Annotated in this window: 15 protein-coding genes; 4 read left to right on the forward strand and 11 right to left on the reverse strand. The window is 62.1% G+C overall.

Going from position 1 to position 15,699, the window contains the following annotated elements:
- Positions 1-642: 642 nt before the first annotated feature.
- Positions 643-2,082: a coniferyl aldehyde dehydrogenase gene (locus IP85_RS20105; RefSeq protein WP_054151443.1), complete on the forward strand. Its 1,440-nt coding sequence runs from the start codon at positions 643-645 to the stop codon at positions 2,080-2,082.
- 17 nt (positions 2,083-2,099) lie between these two features.
- On the opposite strand, the gene IP85_RS20110 is transcribed toward IP85_RS20105, so the two are convergent.
- Both IP85_RS20110 and IP85_RS20115 read right to left on the reverse strand, forming a co-directional pair.
- The gene (locus tag IP85_RS20110; RefSeq protein WP_054151444.1) at positions 2,100-3,470 is read right to left on the reverse strand and encodes an EAL domain-containing protein; all 1,371 of its coding nucleotides are present in this window, start codon (positions 3,468-3,470) and stop codon (positions 2,100-2,102) included.
- A 251-nt stretch (positions 3,471-3,721) separates the two neighbouring features.
- Complete coding sequence (locus IP85_RS20115) at positions 3,722-4,825, reverse strand: saccharopine dehydrogenase family protein (protein ID WP_054151445.1); 1,104 nt, start codon at positions 4,823-4,825, stop codon at positions 3,722-3,724.
- Positions 4,826-4,971: 146 nt separating this feature from the next.
- Between IP85_RS20115 and IP85_RS20120 the strand changes: the two genes are divergently transcribed.
- On the forward strand, positions 4,972-5,403 hold the full coding sequence (locus IP85_RS20120) for an Lrp/AsnC family transcriptional regulator (protein ID WP_054151446.1): 432 nt from the start codon (positions 4,972-4,974) through the stop codon (positions 5,401-5,403).
- Positions 5,404-5,406: 3 nt separating this feature from the next.
- Here IP85_RS20120 and IP85_RS20125 read toward each other — a convergent pair whose 3' ends face one another.
- Positions 5,407-6,750: an HD-GYP domain-containing protein gene (locus IP85_RS20125; protein ID WP_054151447.1), complete on the reverse strand. Its 1,344-nt coding sequence runs from the start codon at positions 6,748-6,750 to the stop codon at positions 5,407-5,409.
- A gap of 172 nt (positions 6,751-6,922) precedes the next feature.
- Positions 6,923-8,269 (reverse strand): HD-GYP domain-containing protein, encoded by a 1,347-nt coding sequence (locus tag IP85_RS20130; RefSeq protein ID WP_054151448.1) that lies wholly within the window; start codon positions 8,267-8,269, stop codon positions 6,923-6,925.
- Positions 8,270-8,465: 196 nt separating this feature from the next.
- Here IP85_RS20130 and IP85_RS20135 point away from each other — a divergent pair, with 196 nt between their 5' ends.
- Positions 8,466-9,050, forward strand: coding sequence for an ATP-dependent Clp protease proteolytic subunit (locus IP85_RS20135; RefSeq protein WP_054151449.1), 585 nt, complete (start codon positions 8,466-8,468; stop codon positions 9,048-9,050).
- A 73-nt stretch (positions 9,051-9,123) separates the two neighbouring features.
- Here the strand turns inward: IP85_RS20135 and IP85_RS20140 are convergent, their stop codons facing one another.
- The 7 genes from IP85_RS20140 to IP85_RS20165 form a co-directional block, all read right to left on the reverse strand.
- Positions 9,124-9,468: a hypothetical protein gene (locus tag IP85_RS20140; RefSeq protein ID WP_054151450.1), complete on the reverse strand. Its 345-nt coding sequence runs from the start codon at positions 9,466-9,468 to the stop codon at positions 9,124-9,126.
- An 81-nt stretch (positions 9,469-9,549) separates the two neighbouring features.
- A complete protein-coding gene (locus IP85_RS20145) occupies positions 9,550-10,050 on the reverse strand; it encodes a hypothetical protein (protein WP_054151451.1) in 501 nt (166 codons plus the stop codon).
- 67 nt (positions 10,051-10,117) lie between these two features.
- Positions 10,118-10,432, reverse strand: a complete 315-nt coding sequence (locus IP85_RS20150; protein WP_054151452.1) for a helix-turn-helix domain-containing protein — start codon at positions 10,430-10,432, stop codon at positions 10,118-10,120.
- Complete coding sequence (locus tag IP85_RS22290) at positions 10,422-10,592, reverse strand: hypothetical protein (RefSeq protein WP_156323024.1); 171 nt, start codon at positions 10,590-10,592, stop codon at positions 10,422-10,424. The genes IP85_RS20150 and IP85_RS22290 overlap by 11 nt, the downstream gene beginning before the upstream one ends.
- Positions 10,593-10,939: 347 nt before the next feature.
- Complete coding sequence (locus tag IP85_RS20155; protein WP_054151453.1) at positions 10,940-11,512, reverse strand: isochorismatase family cysteine hydrolase; 573 nt, start codon at positions 11,510-11,512, stop codon at positions 10,940-10,942.
- Positions 11,513-11,770: 258 nt separating this feature from the next.
- Positions 11,771-13,009: a saccharopine dehydrogenase family protein gene (locus IP85_RS20160; RefSeq protein ID WP_054151454.1), complete on the reverse strand. Its 1,239-nt coding sequence runs from the start codon at positions 13,007-13,009 to the stop codon at positions 11,771-11,773.
- A 50-nt stretch (positions 13,010-13,059) separates the two neighbouring features.
- Positions 13,060-14,157, reverse strand: a complete 1,098-nt coding sequence (locus IP85_RS20165) for a carboxynorspermidine decarboxylase (RefSeq protein WP_054151455.1) — start codon at positions 14,155-14,157, stop codon at positions 13,060-13,062.
- A gap of 216 nt (positions 14,158-14,373) precedes the next feature.
- Between IP85_RS20165 and IP85_RS20170 the strand changes: the two genes are divergently transcribed.
- Positions 14,374-15,648 (forward strand): GGDEF domain-containing protein, encoded by a 1,275-nt coding sequence (locus tag IP85_RS20170; protein ID WP_054151456.1) that lies wholly within the window; start codon positions 14,374-14,376, stop codon positions 15,646-15,648.
- Positions 15,649-15,699: the final 51 nt, after the last annotated feature.

The raw sequence follows: 15,699 nt of genomic DNA on the forward strand, positions 1-15,699 counted from the left end.
GGCGAGGGTCCCGGTCGGAATGGTGCACCATCCGGCGGGAACCTCCCGGGCCACCGGCCAGGCTATGGCAGACATTCCCTTGGGAAGACTCTGCCAAAGCCGGACCCGCGCCCGGTCATTCCTCGGGACGCAAGTTCCAAGGACCGTCGCCGCCTTGCCAGAGAGACGCATGCAGCGGGAATAGACGCCGAACGAGGCGCCGGAAGGAGCCACATAAACTACTTAGACAGGTTGCTTCTGGCGCCTCGTCCGAGACAAGCATGACCGACCCGGAGGGAGTTGATCCCGACCGGTGGCCGAGCATGCGTATTTTGACAGTTCAGTTCCTGGAGGGGGGAGAGCGGGCCGCAAGCGCGGAGGCCATCTCCCCCTTGGTGGGGGAGAAAGCGATTTCGATGAATTAGGCGAGCGCAAGCCGCCTAAACATCTGAAATCGCAAGTGAGGGGGTCCGTTCGTCGTGCCACCATCACCGATCCCCTCACCAACAAAATCTGAGGTTTAGCCCTGATCGGGCTAAGCCCTCGATTTTATATCCTCTCCCACAAAGGGGAGAGGAGAATTCAAAAATCATTTGTTCTCCCTTGAACAAAGGAGCGTAAACTGCCCATCTTGAGAGAGAAGAAAAACGAGAGGAAACCGCCATGGACGGACAGGTATCGCCGAAAGCAGAGATCGCGGATCCCGCCGCGCGTATCGCGTCCCTGCTCGCGGCGCAGAAGGCGGCCTGGGCCGCCGACGTTACCCCCAGCCATGCCATTCGCGACGATCGCCTGGCGCGGCTCGACCGGATGATCGAAGCCTGGCAGGATCGTTTTGCCGCGGCGATTTCTGAGGATTTCGGCAATCGGCCCGCCGTCGTTACCACGCTCACCGATGTCGTGCCGGTGCGGGCCGCGATCCGCCATGGGCGCAAACATCTGAAACGCTGGATGCGGCCGCGTCGCGTGTCGCTGGCCTGGACCGGCAAGCCGGCCTCGGCGGTCATTCTGCGCCAGCCGCTCGGCGTCGTCGGGATCGTTGCCCCGTGGAACTATCCGCTCAATCTGATGCTGTCGCCCTTGGTCGGCGCCCTTGCGGCCGGCAATCGGGCGATCCTGAAACCGTCGGAACTGACGCCTGCCTTTTCCGAGGTGCTGGCAAAAGCCATCTCCGAGACGTTCTCCGAGGACGAGGTGGCTGTCGTGACAGGCGGGCCCGAGGTGGCGACGGCCTTTACGTCGGCCCCCTTCGACCACCTGATCTTTACCGGCTCGACGGCGATAGGCCGCAAGGTGGCAGAAGCGGCGGCGAAGAACCTGACGCCTGTCACCCTCGAGCTCGGCGGCAAGTCGCCGGCCATTCTCGACGCTTCCGTGCAGTTCGACAAGGCCGTGCCGCGCCTCGTCTGGGGCAAGCTTTTGAATTCCGGCCAGACCTGCGTGGCGCCCGATTATGCGCTGGTGCCGCGCGAGCGGGTTGCCGATTTCCTCGCCGCCGTGAAGGCGGAGGTTAACAGGCAATATCCCGGCCTGCCTGCCAATGCTGACTACACCTCGATCATCAGTCCCCGGCATTACGCCCGGCTCACCCGGCTCGTCGAGGAAGCCCGCGAGAAGGGCGCGGAGGTGGCCGAGCTTGCCGGGCCGCATGATCCTGACGCCCGCGTGTTTTCGCCGGTCGCGGTAATCGGTGCGCCGGACGATACCGCCGTGATGCAGGAAGAGATCTTCGGGCCGATCCTGCCGATCGTTGCCTATGACACGCTGGACGAGGCGATCGCCTATATCAACCACCGCGACCGGCCGCTGGCGCTCTACTGGTTCGGCGAGGACAAGGCGGCGCAGGAGCGCGTGCTTTCCGGCACGATTGCCGGCGGCGTGACGGTCAACGACACGATCCTGCATCTCGCCCAGGACGATCTGCCCTTCGGCGGCGTGGGTGCCTCCGGCTACGGCGCCTATCACGGCGAAGCGGGGTTCCTGGCGCTCAGCAAGGAGAAGCCGGTGCTGAAGCAGTCGGCGATCTCTGGCGTGAAGTTCCTCTATCCGCCTTATGGGCGGATGGCGCAATGGATGCTGAAACTGCTCGGGCGCTTCGGCTGACTGATCAGGCTTGTCGGTCAGCCGGCAGCAAGGCGGGGGGACGGCCGTTCGGGGGCAAGCGCCGGCTTCGGCTTCGGGGCCCGCACCGCAAGCTCGAAATCGGCGAGCGGCATAGGCCGCCCGAAGAGATAACCCTGGAAGAACCGGCAGCCGGTCGTCTCGAGAAAGGCGAGCTGGGCCGGGGTTTCCACCCCTTCGGCCACGGTTTCGAGGCCGAGATCGGTGGCGATCGCCCTGATCGAGCGGACGAGGGCGGCATCGCGGTCGTTTTCGGCGACGGCTGCGACAAAGCTGCGGTCGATCTTGAGCTCGCTCACTGGCAGGCGGCGCAGATAGGCCAGCGAGGAAAAGCCGGTGCCGAAATCGTCGAGCGAGAAAGTGAGGCCGAGCCTCTTCAGGGACACCATTTTCTCCGCGACGGGTTCGAGCCCGGCGATCAAGACGCTTTCGGTGAGTTCAAGCCTCAGACGTGTGGGATCGATGCGGTGGCGGGCGAGCAAGTCCCGCAGCGTGGTTTCGAAATCGCCCTCGTTGAACTGGCTGGCACTGACATTGACCGAAAGGGTGAGGCGCCCGAGCCTCGGATCGGCCTGCCAGCGACCAAGTGTCGCCAAGGCCTCTTCGAGCACGAAATTGCCGACGAGCGGCATCAGTCCGACTTCTTCGGCGGCTGGGATGAAGGTGGAAGGCGGTATCGGGCCCTTGGCTGGGTGGTGCCAGCGCAGCAGGGCTTCAGCACCCATGATCTCGCCCTTCGCATCGACCTGCGGCTGGTAGGCGAGGCTGAGCTCGCCATGCCGGAGGGCTGCCACCAGATCTCGGGCGATGCCGCCTGGCGCCGAGAGCCGTTGCTGCAGGGCGTAAATGGCAGTGCAGAAGATGAGGGCGGCCATGGTCGGATTGAGCCAGACGCCGATGCGGTGCAGGTCCGGGGGAACCGGCTGGGCAAAGGGGAGCCTCAGATCGGCCGCATGCAGGACGACGAAGGAGACGAGGCTTGCGGCGATCACCGAAAGCTGGAGACGGGACGGTCGGCGCAGATAATTGATGTAGGCGAGCATGCCGAGCACAGGCAAGAAAAGATGCGTCACGCGCGGCGCGCCATTCTGCGGTACGTCGAACATCAGGCAAAAGCCGATGACAAAAATGAGAAAGCTGATCTGCGCGACAAGGAGGAAGAGATCGAGCCGGCGGCGGGTGACGAGCGCGAAGCAGACAAGGGCGGCGATAACCGGAAAGAACTCGGCCAGCGCCAGCAAGGTGTAGCCCTTGACCAGAAATATCAGCGACCAGAACAGCGCGACGCCACCCACGGCAAGCGTCACGGTCTGATAGACCCGGATGACACGATCCGCCTTGTCCTCCTGATTGGCCTTGCCGAACATCATTCGCCAAATCGTCCCTTCGGGGCCCCGGTTAGGCCTCTCTGGCACGGTGATCCAAGTGCGTCCGGAGGCTGAAATTCAGAATACCCTAACTTAGCCCACTAAAGAAACCATGTATCTCGATCATCAAGTCTTTCTGTTCGTTGCGAAGCCTGTCGGGCCGGACAAGGTGCGGGGCGGCCCATCTGCCGACGAACCGCCCCTTTGGACCTTAACGGTCCAACCTCCCCCCGGAGACTATTCAGCCCGATTGTTCAGCCCGCCTTGGCGACCTTCATGACGTCGGGATCGTAGACGCGGCCAAAGCGGTTGGCGAGGAAGGCGGGAAGGTCGATCTCTTCCTGGCGGACGAAGCCGGCCTGCGGCAGGGTGCCGTCGGCGAGCAGGTCAAGCACGGTGCAGATGCCGGCAGCCGTGGTGATCTGGATGGCGCTCATCTTCTTGGCAGCCACCACGCCGGCATAGACCTTGTTGGCATAGGTTTCCTGCAGGTAGCGGCCATCCTTCCAACCGCAGACGGTGACGAAGACGACAACCACGTCCTGCATGGTGGCAGGCAGGGCGTTTTCGAAGAGATCCTTCAAAACGTCGCGGCGGTTCTTCAGGTTGAAGTCGTTCAAAAGCGCCTTGATGATCGCCTGGTGGCCGGGATAGCGGATGGTGCGGTAGTTCATCGTGCGAACCCGGCCTTCGAGCGTCTTGGCCAGCGTGCCGAGACCGCCCGAGGTGTTGAAGGCCTCGTAGGTGACGCCGTCGAGCGAGAATTCCTCGCGCTCTTCTATGGCCGGCACGACAGTCAGCTTGCCTTCTACGATCGCCTCGCAGGGCTCGATGTACTCGTTGATCAAGCCGTCGGTCGACCAGGTGAGATTGTAGTTCAGCGCGTTGGACGGATATTGCGGCAGGGCGCCGACGCGCATGCGCACCGTGTCCAGCGTGTCGAAATGCTTGGTCAGGTCGTTGGCGACGATCGAGATGAAGCCGGGTGCGAGGCCACACTGGGGAATGAAGGCTGAGCGTGCGCCGCGGGCGAGTTCTTCCACCTTGCGCGTCGTCGCCACGTCTTCGGTGAGGTCTAGGTAATGCGTCGCGGTGCGTGCGGCACTTTCGGCGATCGCGCCGGTCAGGTGGAAGGGAGCGGCGGAGAGCACGGCGAACTGGCCGGAAAGGGCTGCGTCGAGAGCGTTCGCGTCTGATATGTCGAGTTCGAGCTTCTTTACGGCGGGATGTGCGTCGAGCTTTGTCAGCTGTTCGGCGCTGCGGTCCGCGACGGTCACCGCGTAGTCGCCGGTTTCGGCGAGCATCCGGGCAATTGCGCCGCCGATCTTGCCCGCGCCGATGATGGTGATGGTCTTCATGGTTGCCCCTCGCATGCCTGATGTCCGCAAATCGGACGAGATGTCATTTGTCAAAGCAGTGTGCGCGCGGAGGCTGTCGATTCCAAGTGACGATCTGATCGGATTGCGGTATCAATCCGGGCGTATCGACGAATGAAGTGGGCGAAATGCAGATCACAGATAAGGATCGGGAGTTGCTCTCGCTGCTCTCGGAGAATGCGCGGATGCCGGTGGCGGAACTCGCGCGGCGGCTCAATCTGTCACGCACCACCGTCCAGGCCCGGCTGGAGCGGCTGGAAGCGCAAGGGGTGATTGCCGGCTATCAGGTGCGGCTCTCCGATGCCTATCAAAGCGGGCTGATCCGGGCGCATGTGATGATCACCATCGCGCCGAAGGCGCTGACGGCGGTGACCGGAGAGCTGAACGCGATCCGCGAGGTGACCGCACTCTATTCGGTGAACGGTCCCTACGACCTGATCGCCATTGTCGCCGCCCCGTCGATTTCCGAGCTCGACCGGTTGATCGACCGGATCGGCGAATTGTCCGGCGTCGAGCGGACGCTGTCGTCGATCATCCTGTCGACACGGATTTCGCGGTAGGTTTCAAGCCGCCTTGAGTTCCGCCCTTGCAAGTGCCCGTTCGAGTGCTGCGATGCAGGTTTCGTCGTGGTGGCGGCCGGCGCCTTCCCAGAGGATGGTGAGTGCCTTTTCGACCGGCATGGCGGCGCGATAGGGGCGGTCGGCGGTCAGTGCATCGAAGACGTCGGCGGTGGCGACGATGCGGGTCTCGAAAGATATCTCGTCGCCCTTCAGGCCGCGCGGATAGCCGGAGCCATCGAGTTTTTCGTGATGGGTGCCGCCAATCAAGGCGAGATCGGCGAAAGCGGCGATGCGCGAGAGGATGGTCTCGGAGAATTCCGCGTGGCGCTTCATCTGCTCCCATTCCTCGCCTTCAAGGCGGCCGGGTTTGTCGAGCACGCTGTTGGAGACGCCCAGCTTGCCGATGTCATGCAGCAGAGCTGCACGCTTCAGGCGGCGTCGTTCCGGCAATGCCATGCCCATTTCCTCGGCGATCAGGTCGGTGAAGAGGGCGACGCGATCGCTGTGGCCGGAGGTGTAGGGGCTCTTGGCATCGATGACGCGGGCAAAGCCGGCAGCAATATCATCGAGATAGCACTCGTCAGCCATCACCGCCTGGCGGCCCGGTTCAAGCGCCAGCACATAGGCTTCCAAATTATCCGAGCCGAGTTCGGCAAAGAAGACTGGCGTGGCCAATGCTTCGAAGATTGTGACGAGTTCCGGATCGAACCAGCCGCCGGCGCGCTTCTTCACCTCGACGAGGGCGGCTTCTGGGCCCTGGTGGACGAAGAAGACGTCGATCACCTGCGCCATCAGCGCGATGCGGGCAAAGAGGTGGATTTCCTCGCCCTTCAAACCTTGAGGCAGGCCGCCGCCATCGACATGTTCGTCGAGATCGAGAATGCCCTTTGCCACTTCCTCGGAAAAGCGCATCTGCCGGGCAATCTCGGCCCCGCGCTGGCATCGCGTCTGGATCAGGCTGGTCGAGATCTCGCCGCCATTCTTGAAGATGTTGAGAATGCCGCGGAAGCGCTCGGCAAGCCCGGCTTCCATGCCGGTGTGGGAGAGCACGAATTTCAGAATCTGCGGGAAGGAGCCGTCGACCAGCTTGAAGTCGTGTTTGAACTTCAGGTCATCGGCCAGATAGAGTTCGCAGATGCGGGCGGCATTGGACGAGCAGCCGAGATCCTTCAAGAGCAGGGTGTAATAGAGATCGCGCAGCGCCTCTTCGCAAAGCCCAAGCGCCTGGCCGATGCGCGTGCCGATGAAGCAGCAGCGCACGCAATGGCCGGCGGGCTGACCTTCCGTCATGTCGAGCGCGTGACTGAGTGCCTCGATCAGTTCTGCAAGCCTGATGGTCTGGGTCATGGCGCCTTCTCCTCCCGTTAGACCATTTCCAGCAAAAACGGAGTAGCATCCATGCTCTATCCTTTTGTTTTCATGCAATTCCGGTGGCAAAGCGCGCTTCGCGCTTTTGCCTTGACTGCTCCAGTCTGAAGGAATGGGATTAAGAACGGGTATCGCTGCGGCGGTCGCGCGATCACGCAGCCGCGAGGGCGTTGTCCCGGGCGACGGCGTGTTCGAGGGCATCGACGCAGAGCGGGTCGTGATGCACACCTGCGGTCTTGCGGATGACGGCGAGCGCTTCTGCCGGGGTGATCGGAGCCCGGTAGGGTCTTTCGGCCGTCAGAGCATCGAAGACATCGGCAGTGGCGACGATCCGGGTTGCGAGCGAGAGCTGGTCGCCAGTGAGCCCACGCGGATAACCCCTGCCGTCGAGCCGCTCGTGATGGGCGCCGCCGACCTCCGCGAGTTCCGCGAAGGCGGGGATTTGCGAGAGGATTCGCTCCGAATGCGCCGCATGGGCCTGCATCTCTGTCCATTCCTCGGGATCGAGACCGGAGGGCTTGTTCAACACCCGGGCCGAGACGCCGAGCTTGCCGATGTCGTGCAGCAGGGCCGCCCGACGCAGGCTCCGGCATTCGGATGCAGAAATGCCGAGTTCTTCGGCGATCTTCACGGTGATTTCCGCGACCCGGTCGCTATGGCCGGCGGTGTATGGGCTTTTTGCGTCGATGACGCGGGCGAAGCCCTCCACGATATCGTCGAGATAGTCGTCGTCTGCCAGGATGACCGTCTGACCCGGCTCTGCTGCCAGCACCTTCAGCTGGAGATCCGGCGCCTTCAAATCGTCCCAGACGCCAGGTTGTGCCAGCACGACGAGGCATGCATCGACGACTGCGGGATCGAGCCAGGTGCCCCGACGGGCGCTGAGCTGACGCAATGCCTGTTCCGGGCTGCCATGGCTGGAATGAACATCGACCACCTGGGCGGCCAGTGCGATGCGGGCGAAGATATGGATCTCTTCGCCCTTCAGGCCGTCTGGTCGGCCGGTGCCGTCATGATGCTCGTCGAGCTCGCGGATTCCTGCCGCGACATCCTCGGAGAACCGCATCTGGCGTGCGATTTCCGCACCCCTGTGGCAGCGGATGTCGACCAGTTCTCCCGCATGTTTGCCTGAACGCAGCGCCTTAATGACAGCCTTGACCTTGCCCGTAACGCCGCGACGGGCGCCGGCGTGGCGGAGGACCTGTCGCAGCAAGCTGGGCAGCGTGCCATCGACGCGGCGGAAGTCGCCCTTGAAACGGGTATCGTCCGTATCGAAGATCTCACACATGCGCACCGCATTGGCTGAGCAGCCGAGATCCTTCAGCATCAGGGTGTAATAGAGGTCGTGCATCTGCTCTTCCGGCAGGCCCAGGCGGCGGCCTATGGCCGTACCGATATGGGCGGTGCGAATGCAGTGTCCGGCAATCTGCCCACCGGTCAGGTCGAGTGCGTGGCTGAGGGCACCAATCAGTTCAGCGAGGCGTATCTGTGCGAGCATGTGTATCTCCGTCGCTGCCAGATTTAACCCTTAAGAGTTAAGGGGTCGTAGATAATTCGGATATCCTCACATACGAAACGCCTGTGATGGCAACCTCCTGTTCACTCCTTCCATGCTTGTCTTTTTCCCGCATTGTCTTAAGCCATGAGACGCACTATGTGCGGATAAGCCAAACCAACGAGGACTGTCCCCTGTGATGAACGAAGACGAAGACGACAAGAGCAAGGAACTGCCGATCGGCAAGGAAACGGAAGCGAACCTCTTCAAGTCGCGTTCGATCTTCATCTATGGCGGTATCACCATGGAGCTGGCGCAGAAGGTCTGCACGCAGCTCGTCGCGCTTGCTGCCGCCTCGGATGAAGACATCCGCGTGTTCGTCTGCTCGCCGGGCGGCCATGTGGAAGCCGGTGACGCGATCCATGACATGATCCGCTTCATCAAGCCGAAGGTCTTCATCATCGCGACTGGCTGGGCCGCCTCTGCCGGCTCGCTGATTTTCGTCGCGGTTCCCAAGGAGCGCCGTCTGGCCCTGCCGAACACCCGCTTCCTGATGCACCAGCCGTCTGGCGGCACCCGCGGCATGGCCTCCGACATCGAGATCCAGGCCCGCGAAATCATCAAGATGAACGAGCGCCTGATCAAGATCTATGCGAAGGCCACCGGCCAGAGCCAGGAGAAGATCGCCAAGGACATCGACCGCGACTACTGGCTCTCGGCCGAAGACGCCGTTACCTATGGCCTGGTCGGCCGGATCATCGAGAGCCACGCCGACATCGGCTGAGGCTTTCGCCTGAGATTGACGTGAAAAAGCCGCCGGAGCGATCCGGCGGCTTTTGTCGTTTGAGGCTTTTCGATCAGATCAGCGGGCAACCGCGGCGATTGGCAAAGCGCAGCTGTTCAGGCCCGCGACGGGTAAAGCCACGCACGGTGATGCTGCGATCGGTGACGCGCACTACTTCGGCGCGGCGCAGACCCTCTTGCGCCGCGGCACGCTGGGCTTCACGCGGGCTGCAGCCGCGATTACGGTCGCGGCGGTCACGCTCGGGTTCGCGCTCGCGAATGATCGGGCGCACACCATCCGGACCGATGCGCAGTTCAATCCCTTGCGCGGAAGCCGGGGCGGCAAAGGGGGCGGCGAGCGGAAGGCCGGCGAGGGCGAGCGTGGTGACGAGCGCTGCGTGCAGGAACTTGGCGGACATGATGGGGCTCCTTTGATGTCTTGGCGAGGAAAGTCGCACGGAGCCCGAAAGTTCCCTCGTCTCAGGCGGATGAGCCGGCTGTCAGCGCCATTCGTGCAGCCGTTCAGCCATCAGCGGCCTGGATGTGACCAGCGGCAGGGCGGGGAAACGCTCGGCATAATCAAGCGCATCGGCCTCGTCGTTGAAGCCGATGAAGATCATCGACAGCGATTTGGCCTTCGGCGCGCCCTTCTTGCGATAGGCAAGCTTTACCGCGCAATGGGGAAAGGCCTCGTCCAGCACGGCCCCTTCGGGCAGGGCATCCGACAGAGCGAGATGGGCGCCGAGGCCGAGGAAGCGCTCGATGGCGGCAAAGGCGGTCGGCTCGGGCAATTGCTTGTTCTCGGAGGATCCCGGCGCGCGGCCCCAGAACAGGCTGTCGACCAGCCCCTTCGCCCGCTTCGACTTCACCACCACGAGCCCGCCGGCCGCGACAAGCTCCAGATGGGCGTCCCAGGTCTGGAAGAGGTCGGGGGATTGGTGGAGTTCGGTGAGGAGGAGGCGGAGGGTTGTGGTGAGGTCGGCGTAGAGGGCAGGGGGCATCGCGGTCTCGGGCTGTGTGGTTGGTTGGTGGCGGCCTCGTAGCATGGTGGGGGCGGGGTGGATATGCTCAGTTCGGCTCTGGCGTCAGATCGACACGGCTTTCCTTGCCATCCGGCGTCTTGAGCACGAGTTCGACGCCGCCGCCGATGGAGCGCATGTAGCGGACCACGGAGGAGAGGAGCACGTCGTCGGAGCGTTCGATTTTCGACACGGTGTTCTGCGTCATACCGGCCCGGGCTGCGACATCCTGTTGGGTGGCCTGCATGGCCTTGCGGACCTCGGCCAGTGCCTTGCCCAGCCGCCGCTCGTTGCGCTTGGCGTCGAGGCGTGCGCGGACGTCGTCCGGCAGTTCGGCGCGAAGGGTTTTCCAGTCAGTGTCCATTGTGCTTCTCCTTCAGCCAGGCTGAAAAGCGGGTATCGGCCTTGCGGATCAGGGTCTTGTAAAACAGCGTCTGGCTCATGCCCTGCTTGTCGCTGCCGCAGAGGATGATGGCGCTCTGGGCCGGATCAAAGGCGAAGGCGGCCGCTCCCGCCAATCCCATCAAAAATTTAGAGATGCACTTTATGAAACGCCCCTATCTTAACGGCCTCATCATGTATTGAGATAGCATTCATGCAAAGCTAAAATGAAGTGCAACGAAGCTGACCTTGCCCCACTCCGTCATCCTCGGCCTTGTGTCGAGCATCTGCAGTGGCGTCACCACCTTCGACCTCGCCGTTTGCCGCCGACGTCGGCAGATCCTCGGGACTTCGCCCGAGGCTGACGGCGGTGGGCCTTTTAGCCAACGAAAAACCCCGCCAGTTCACCACGGCGTGGCCCGCATTTTCTCAATCCTCAAGAGGCTAACGCACCCTCTCAAAACCCCGCGACCTCATCGCAGTCCATGTCCTAAATGTGCTTAGGGCGTCGGTCTTGCCGGACCATCTCCACCACATCCTCGACCCCCACAACCTGCCCGATCTTCCCATCCAGATAGCGTAGCGTGACCCGAGCGTGTTCGTCATCATAAGAGCCGATGCACTCCCTTGGCAGCAGAACGCGGTAGTCTCGCTGATAGGCATCGATGGCGGCGGTTCGGATGCAGGCATGGGTGTTGATGCCGCAGAGGACGAGATGATCGACCTTCTGCTCCTGCAGGGACTGATCGAGCGTGGTGCCGAAGAAGGCGCTATAGCGCTTCTTGATGATGGTCACGTCGTTTTCAGAGACTTCGAGGTCTGGATGGAGCTGCGCCCCCTCGGTTCCCTCGATCACACTGGCGATATTCTTATCCCGCATTTCCAGAAAGGCATCGCTCAGGTCGGCGCGGAATTCCTGACTGATCCAGACAATGGGTAGAGTCTCTGCGCGAAAGGTGCGGACGAGGTGGTTCGTGTTGGCGACCAGGGATGTGACGACGCTGGTTTCAAGCGACGCGAGGAAGTCGTTCTGCAGGTCGATGATCAGAAGGCAGGGTTTCATGTCGCTGATCGTTATGGGCTTGGCACGACAGACATGTGACGGAGTGGGGTGCCAAGGGTGCGGTCGTCATGCTCGGCCTTGTGCCGAGCATCTGCCGTGGCATCCGCACTCTCGACCGTGCCGCCTGCCGCTGGCAGCAGTAGATCCTCGGGACTGCGCCCTGACATGACGGCGGTGGGCCTTGTGGGCACGAAAAACCCCGCCGAATTTCTCCGGCGGGGTCCGCATTCCCTCAATCCTCAAACGCTATCCGCGCTCTTAGAACTCGACAGCCCGATCGCCGTCTTCGTCCTGAATGCGGGTCGGCAAACCAATCTTGTTCAGCAGATTGATGAACGGCTTGGGCGGCAGTTCTTCGACGTTGGCCATCTTCTTCACGTCCCATTCGCCTGTCGCGACGAGCATGGCCGCAGCGACCGGAGGGACGCCGGCGGTGTAGGAGATGCCCTGGCTGCCCACTTCGTTATAGGCTTCCTTGTGATCGGCGACGTTGTAGATGAAGACGGTCTTTTCCTTGCCGTCCTTCAAACCCTTCACGTAGTCGCCGATGCAGGTCTTGCCTTCGTATTCCGGGGCAAGCGAGGAGGGGTCGGGCAGGCAGGCCTTGACGACCTTGAGCGGCACGACTTCGGAACCATCGGCGAGCTTGACCGGCTGTTCGGAGAGGAGGCCGATCGACTTCAAGACGGTGAAGACGTTGATGTAGTGATCGCCAAAGCCCATCCAGAAGCGCACGTCGGCGCCGTCCATGTTCTTGGCCAATGAGTGCACTTCGTCATGGCCGCAGAGATAGGCGCGGCGGGTGCCGACGACCGGCAGGTCGTAGTCCTTGCCGATCTCGAACATCTTGTTGACCTGCCATTCGCCACCCTGCCAGGAATAGACGACGCCGGTGAATTCGCGGAAGTTGATTTCCGGGTCGAAGTTCGTGGCGAAGTACTTGCCGTGGCTGCCGGCATTGATGTCGACGATGTCGACGTCGGTCACCTTGTCGAGATACTCGTCCTTGGCGAGACGCGCATAGGCGTTGACGACGCCCGGATCGAAGCCGGCGCCGAGGATGGCGGTGATGCCCTTTTCAGCGCATTCTTCCGCACGCTTCCACTCGTAGTTTCCGTACCACGGCGGTGTCTCGCAGATCTTGTTCGGCTCTTCATGGATCGCGGTGTCGATATAGGCGACGCCGGTGTCCATGCAGGCGCGCAGCACCGACATGTTCAGGAAGGCGGTGCCGACATTGATGACGATCTCGGTGCCCAGCTTCTTGATCAGGGCCTTGGTGGCTTCGATGTCGAGGGCGTCGAGCGCATGGGCTTCGAGAACGCCCTCCTGCTTCATCGCCTTCTTTTCATGAACCGAAGCGATGATCGCGTCGCACTTCGCCTTGGTGCGCGAGGCGATATGGATGTCGCCGAGCACGTCGTTGTTTTGCGCACATTTGTGGGCAACCACCTGCGCGACGCCGCCGGCGCCGATGATGAGCACGTTCTTCTTCATAATGGGACCAACTCCTATGTCCAATCGTCAGAACCTGGGCTTGAAGGATTTCAAGACAGGCTTTGTTCGTAGTCCGTGTAGTCGAACTCACGGACCGTCCTGAGGCTGCCATCCAGTTCGCGGATGGCGATTGCCGGCATTTGCACGCCGTTAAACCAGTTTTTCTTGACCATCGTGTAGCCGGCGGTGTCCTGCAGCGAGATGCGGTCGCCGATGTTCAATTCCTGTTCGAAATTGAACTCGCCGAAGATATCGCCAGCAAGGCAGGACTTGCCGCAGACCTGGTACCGGTGCGGTCCCTGGTTAGGGTGGACCTTTGCGCTTTCCCGGTAGATCAGGAGATCGAGGAGATGCGCTTCGATGGATGAATCCACTACGACAAGGTCCTTGCCGTTATAGAGCTTGTCGAGCACGGTGACTTCGAGCGTGGTCGACTTGGTGATCGAGGCTTCGCCGGGCTCCAGATAGACCTGGACGCCGAATTCGCCGGAGAAGCGCTTGAGGCGCTCGGCGAACTTCTCCAGCGGATAGTTCTCGCCGGTGAAATGGATGCCGCCGCCGAGCGAGACCCATTCGGCCTTCTTCAGGAGGGGACCGAACTTCTGTTCGATATCGCCGAGCATCTGATCGAAAAGGTCGAAATCGCCGTTTTCGCAGTTGTTGTGGATCATGAACCCGGAGATCAGGTCCATGACCGGCTCGACCTTTTTCAAGTCCCATTCGCCAAGCCGCGAGAAGGGGCGGGCAGGGTCTGCAAGGTCGAAGCTCGAGGAGGAGACGCCGGGGTTCAGCCGCAGGCCGCGGATGATGCCGGAGGACTGGCTCTCGAAGCGGGTCAGCTGGCCGATCGAGTTGAAGATGATCTTGTCGGCATGGCTGACGACTTCGTCGATCTCGTAATCGGCGTAAGCGACCGAATAGGCGTGGGTTTCCTTGCCGAAGCGCTCATGGCCGAGACGGACTTCGTTGAGCGACGAGGAGGTCGTGCCGTCCATATAGTCGCGCATGAAATCGAAGACGGACCAGGTGGCGAAGCATTTCAGCGCCAGAAGCGCCTTGGCGCCGGAGAGTTCGCGCAAGGTCGCGATCTTTTCCATGTTCTGGAGCAGCTTGGACTTGTCGATCAGGTAATAAGGAGTTTGGATCAAGGCTCTATCCTTCGTGAACCCAGCCATATCTGGCGGAAGTGAACGGGACGCCCCGAATGCGTCGGAGGGGTCCCATAGGCAAAAGGGGGTCAAAAGGCAAGCATATGCTCAAGGGAATCTCCCCCGTTCCTCCTGTTTGCCTTGACATGGTGAAACGGCGATGACGATCAACCCGGCCGTTTCACAAGGCCGTCTTGCGTGGACGGGAATGCAGCCATGCGTGAGGCGGCGGGCTTCGTTCAGCAATCGGCAAGCTTTGCGTTGCTAAGCCAGGTTGTATCGGTTCTGCCTGGACGCCTCATGCATCTCGACCTCGCCACCATCCTGATCCTGCATCCGCTGTCGCTGACGGTCGGCGCGCTGTGTTTCCTTTATCTGCGCTTTGGCTCGCGGCGCGGCCATGGGCTCGGCAAGATGGCCGTCGCGTCCCTCGTGCTTGCTGTCGCCTCGGTACTGGCGGGCGCCTCCGAGCAGGGCTTCGTCGCTTACGAGACCTGGACCTATCTCACGACGATCGTCACCCCCGTTGCCTATGTTCTGATGCTTGTGGGGCTGAGCGACGTGATCACGGAAGACCGTGCGGGCAGGCTCTGGTGGGTGCTGCTCGTGCCTGCTGGCATCGCGGTCGCTGCCCTCGTGACCGCGTTTCCGCTGGAAAGGTTCTACCGCGGCGCAGTTTTCCTCACCTGCATGGGCGGCTTTTCGGCCGCCTCCGCTGCACTGGTGATGTGGGATCCGAAAAGGCAGAGGCTGACGAGCCGTTTCGGGCTTGCGGCAGCCTTCGGCGCCAAGGCCGTCACCGCTGCCGTAACCTTCGTGGCGCTCGTCGTGCCTGATAGCGTCCAGATGACGCCGGCGGCGGCATTTCTCGTGCTGATCCTCGCCCAGTTTGCCATCGCCATGTTTGTGCTGATTCTGGTGCAGGAGCGTGCAGAACAGAGACTGATCGCCCTCACCGAAACCGACAGCCTGACGGGCATCCGCAATCGCCACTGGATGATGGACCGTCTGCCGCGCGAGGCGCCGGTCGCCAGTGCCTATGTGATCATCGACATTGACCACTTCAAACAGGTGAATGATCGTCTTGGTCATCTGGCGGGTGACGAGGTGCTGACATCGGTGGCGCAGGCGATGACACGACAGCTGGGGCGCAATGCCATCCTGGCGCGTATGGGGGGCGAGGAGTTCGGCTTCTATCTGCCGGCTGCCAACGAGGCTGATGCCATGCAGACGGCGGAGCAGTTGCGCGCCTCGATCGCCGCGCTGACCATTTTCCACGAGGGGACGAAGATTGCGGTGACCTTGAGTGCCGGCGTGGCTGTGGCGCCAACGGCAATGTCGATCATGCAGCTCATCGGCCGCGCCGACGAGGCGCTTTACGCCGCCAAACGCGGCGGCCGCAATCGGGTCGTTCTGGCGCGATTCGAGACCGCGGCACATGATATGCGCCTCACGGAGGTCGATGTGCCACTGGTGGCAAAACCCGTCTGAACCGCGGGAGGGCGAACGCTTTTGCCGTAGCGGCGGCTTGCCACAGCGACC

Source organism: Rhizobium sp. AAP116, assembly GCF_001295785.1.
In the GTDB taxonomy this organism is placed as follows: Bacteria; Pseudomonadota; Alphaproteobacteria; order Rhizobiales; family Rhizobiaceae; genus Allorhizobium.

Bases quoted from the DNA above. Each gene is read 5' to 3' on its own strand.
- IP85_RS20105 (WP_054151443.1), top strand. From the start codon at position 643: ATGGACGGACAGGTATCGCCGAAAGCAGAGATCGCGGATCCCGCCGCG.
- IP85_RS20110 (WP_054151444.1), bottom strand. From the start codon at position 3,470: ATGATGTTCGGCAAGGCCAATCAGGAGGACAAGGCGGATCGTGTCATC.
- IP85_RS20115 (WP_054151445.1), bottom strand. From the start codon at position 4,825: ATGAAGACCATCACCATCATCGGCGCGGGCAAGATCGGCGGCGCAATT.
- IP85_RS20120 (WP_054151446.1), top strand. From the start codon at position 4,972: ATGCAGATCACAGATAAGGATCGGGAGTTGCTCTCGCTGCTCTCGGAG.
- IP85_RS20125 (WP_054151447.1), bottom strand. From the start codon at position 6,750: ATGACCCAGACCATCAGGCTTGCAGAACTGATCGAGGCACTCAGTCAC.
- IP85_RS20130 (WP_054151448.1), bottom strand. From the start codon at position 8,269: ATGCTCGCACAGATACGCCTCGCTGAACTGATTGGTGCCCTCAGCCAC.
- IP85_RS20135 (WP_054151449.1), top strand. From the start codon at position 8,466: ATGAACGAAGACGAAGACGACAAGAGCAAGGAACTGCCGATCGGCAAG.
- IP85_RS20140 (WP_054151450.1), bottom strand. From the start codon at position 9,468: ATGTCCGCCAAGTTCCTGCACGCAGCGCTCGTCACCACGCTCGCCCTC.
- IP85_RS20145 (WP_054151451.1), bottom strand. From the start codon at position 10,050: ATGCCCCCTGCCCTCTACGCCGACCTCACCACAACCCTCCGCCTCCTC.
- IP85_RS20150 (WP_054151452.1), bottom strand. From the start codon at position 10,432: ATGGACACTGACTGGAAAACCCTTCGCGCCGAACTGCCGGACGACGTC.
- IP85_RS22290 (WP_156323024.1), bottom strand. From the start codon at position 10,592: ATGGGATTGGCGGGAGCGGCCGCCTTCGCCTTTGATCCGGCCCAGAGC.
- IP85_RS20155 (WP_054151453.1), bottom strand. From the start codon at position 11,512: ATGAAACCCTGCCTTCTGATCATCGACCTGCAGAACGACTTCCTCGCG.
- IP85_RS20160 (WP_054151454.1), bottom strand. From the start codon at position 13,009: ATGAAGAAGAACGTGCTCATCATCGGCGCCGGCGGCGTCGCGCAGGTG.
- IP85_RS20170 (WP_054151456.1), top strand. From the start codon at position 14,374: ATGCGTGAGGCGGCGGGCTTCGTTCAGCAATCGGCAAGCTTTGCGTTG.